Genomic DNA, 3604 nt, shown 5'->3' on the forward strand with positions numbered 1-3604 from the left:
GTGGTAGTTCAGCTGGTTAGAATACCTGCCTGTCACGCAGGGGGTCGCGGGTTCGAGTCCCGTCCATTCCGCCAATTCTTAATACCAATAGGGGCGTAGTTCAATTGGTAGAGCACCGGTCTCCAAAACCGGGTGTTGGGAGTTCGAGCCTCTCCGCCCCTGCCATCATTTCATATCAAATAATATTTAATCTTTTTAAGAATATTGTCTATTTTGCTATTCGTTTTATACTAATCGCATTTTTAGTATTTCAGAGATATTCTTATGCATTATTCCATTCAAGATTTTATTCAATTAATTGCCCAATTACGTAATCCTAATGGCGGTTGTCCTTGGGATCTTAAACAAAATTATGAATCAATGATTCCTTGTTTAACCGAAGAAACTTATGAAGTCATTGATGCCATCCAAAAGAAAGACATTGCTAATTTAAGGGAAGAACTTGGTGATCTTTTATTACAGGTTGTATTTTTTAGCCAGCTTGCTTCTGAAGATGGTTATTTCACATTTGATGATGTTCTTAATGATATTTCTAAAAAGATTGTTCGTCGTCATCCTCATGTGTTTGGAGATGCCACAGCTGGAAATGAAGAAGAGGCATTAGCTCGTTGGAATAGTATCAAAGCACAAGAGAAATCAGTTCAAGAAAAATACTCTATTCTAGATGATATTCCGAATGCTTTTCCTGCATTGTTAAGAGCACAAAAAATGCAAAAACAATGTTCAAAGATTGGTTTTGATTGGGATGATGTTGAACCTGTATTAGCTAAAGTTGAAGAAGAATTGCAAGAAGTAAGGGATGAAATCAATCAAACTTCTCGTAATCAAGAAAAAATAGAAGAGGAGATCGGGGATTTATTTTTCGCAACGGTTAATTTGTCTCGTCATCTCAAGTGCAATGCGGAAGAGGCTTTGCGTAAGGCGAATAATAAATTTGAACAACGTTTTCGTAAAGTAGAAGAAAAAGCATTGGAACGAGGTTCATCAGTTAAAGATCTTTCTTTAATTGAAATGGATATATTGTGGGATGAAGTGAAAAGAGAAGAAAAATAATTGCAATGGCAGAGGGTGCTTTCCTCTGCCATTTTTTATTCTATAAAATGGATAACTATTCCTTTTATGCTAATTACCATAATTAAATTCGGTTATTTATCCACTCAATGTAATCAGCTTTTCGATGACTGAGTATATTTTTCGCCATTTTGGTTTTATTCTCATTTTAGTTATTGACAAGGTTATTATTTAAACATATATTCGGCAAGCCACTTGTCTAAAATACTTTTTATCGAAGTGTTGAGTGATGATTCATAAAATGAATAACTCGTATTCGAATAGGTGTAAATATGCTCTTAAAGAAAACTTTACTTGTTGTAAGTTTGACGGCCGTATTAGCTGCTTGTAGTACAGCAACAAATGAAAAATGGCAAAATTTTGATAATAAATCTCTTAATGAAAACATTAGTAGTACTGATGCCGGTATTGTTGTTTATCGTGATAACAGTGGCGAGTCTACTCCAGCAGTCAATATTGCTGTAAATGGTGAATATCAAACATCATTACAACGTAATGGCTTTTCAGAGGTAGTGGTATGTGCACAGCCTCAACGTATTGGCGCATTTACAAAGATGCAAGATCCTGCTTATGTTTTTAAACACACTGGCGGTAAATACTATACCTTGGAAGGCGGTAAATTAATTTATTTCCGAGTGAGTGTAGATGAGATGGGCAATGTTGCCATGACAGAGGTTGATCAAAATACAGCAAAAGAAGAGATGGCTAATGCTAGATTCCAAGCCAATACGCTCTCTCGTGTTGAATATGCAAATACTTGTGGGCCGAAAAGCTATGTATTAAATGCTTCAGCATTATTCCCATTCGATCAATATAGTGCTAACAGTATTCTTCCTAATGGACGTGATGAAATTCGCGCTATTGCAAAAGATATTCAGGAATATCCAGCAAACATTCGTTCGGTTGAAGTATCTGGTTATACTGATCCCCAAGGTAGCGCTGAATACAACCAAACACTTTCTCAACAACGAGCAAAAACCGTAAAAGAGTTATTGGTTCATGGCGGTGTAAAATCTAATCTTGTCCATGCAGCTGGTTACGGTGCTCAAAATTTAAAAGTCACGAATTGCGAAGCACAACATGCTGGTAACACATCTGAATTACAAGTCTGTAATCAACCAAACCGTCGTGTAGAAATTAAATTACATACAGTAAATAACTAATAGATAGGGAAAATTAGAATAATGAATATCATTCTAAAAATTAATAATGCATCTGAAACAGTTCAAAGCATTAATTTAAATACAAATCTTAAGCAAGCAGTTCGTGTACAAGCACAAAATGATGTTAATTATCAATTAATTGATCAAAACACGGGCTATGCGCCTGAAAATATTACCACAAAGCGTGTTGGTAATGATTTACAAATTGCGTTTGAAGGTTCTGATATTGAACAACCAGATTTAATTATCGAAGATTACTATGATCAAGATAATTCAAATTTGCTTGTCGGTACACATGAAAATGGAAATCTTTACCCATATGTACCAGAAACTGGTGTACAAACTGATGCTGTAACTTTATTAGCTCAGGAAGTGTCAGTTGGTCAAGCGTTAGGTGGAGAAGCGCTGAAGTCTGCAATGTGGGCGTTTAATCCTTGGTGGTTATTAGCTCTTGTTCCTATTGCGGGTATTGCGATTGCTGCGGGTCATGATAGCAGTAGTGGTAGTAAAGATACAACCCCTCCAGGAGCGCCAACTGTAACTGCGAACGTAGGCGGTTCCGTAGATGTTGTGCCACCGAGTGAAGCAGACACCAAAACGGTAACTATTCGCTATACTGATGAAAATGGTGTTGAGCATACCTCTACAGTGGAAAAAGGTAATAATGGTAAATGGACCTCAACAGATACAAATTTAATTGTTGATGAAAATACAGGTAAAACCACTATTCCTGCTGATAAAGTAAAAGATAATACTAAAGTAACTGCGAATGCAACGGATAATTCAGGCAATAAAGGTTCTGAAGGCGATGCAATCTCAGGTATTGACCAAGTAGAAGGCAAACCAGGTATTATTATTCCAGAAGCTCAAGATGGTTATATCAATGGTAAAGAATTGGAAGATGGTGTTCAAACTCAGATTATTTTACCAAAAGGTACAATTGAAGGCGCTACTGTAACTGTGACTATCACAAAACCAGATGGTACTACAGAACAAATCAGCCACACTGTGACAGGTGACGAAGTAACTAATGGTAAAATTGACCTTACTATCCCTAAAGAAAGCTTACCGGCTGATGGTAATTATAAAGTCGGTGTATCCATTCAACAAGGCAATAATCCAGCCGTTTCAGGTGATACCGAATCTTTTGAATTAGATACTGGCATCCCAGGCGATGTTGATAACAACGGTGAAGCAAGTAATGGCGACACTGACAACAACACCAAAGATGGCATTCAAACGAATGTAACTATCCCAACAGGAACAAAAGCAGGTGATACCATCACTGTATCTGTAACTGATCCAAACGGTAAGACAGTTGAAGTTCCACATACCGTGACAGAAGATGATATCAAAAATGGTTCAGCGGA

At 37.0% G+C, this 3604-nt stretch carries 2 protein-coding genes, 1 tRNA gene and 1 pseudogene; all 4 read left to right on the forward strand.

Annotated elements, in window-relative coordinates:
• Window positions 1-89: 89 nt before the first annotated feature.
• Window positions 90-165, forward strand: a tRNA-Trp gene (locus ACXVWP_RS11010).
• A gap of 99 nt (window positions 166-264) precedes the next feature.
• Window positions 265-1053: a nucleoside triphosphate pyrophosphohydrolase gene (mazG, locus tag ACXVWP_RS11015; RefSeq protein ID WP_289902531.1), complete on the forward strand. Its 789-nt coding sequence runs from the start codon at window positions 265-267 to the stop codon at window positions 1051-1053.
• 290 nt (window positions 1054-1343) lie between these two features.
• Complete coding sequence (locus tag ACXVWP_RS11020; RefSeq protein WP_289902532.1) at window positions 1344-2234, forward strand: OmpA family protein; 891 nt, start codon at window positions 1344-1346, stop codon at window positions 2232-2234.
• A gap of 21 nt (window positions 2235-2255) precedes the next feature.
• A pseudogene (locus tag ACXVWP_RS11025) lies at window positions 2256-3604 on the forward strand (hypothetical protein); the annotation flags it as partial.

The sequence above is a fragment of the Haemophilus sp. SZY H56 genome, assembly GCF_054332415.1.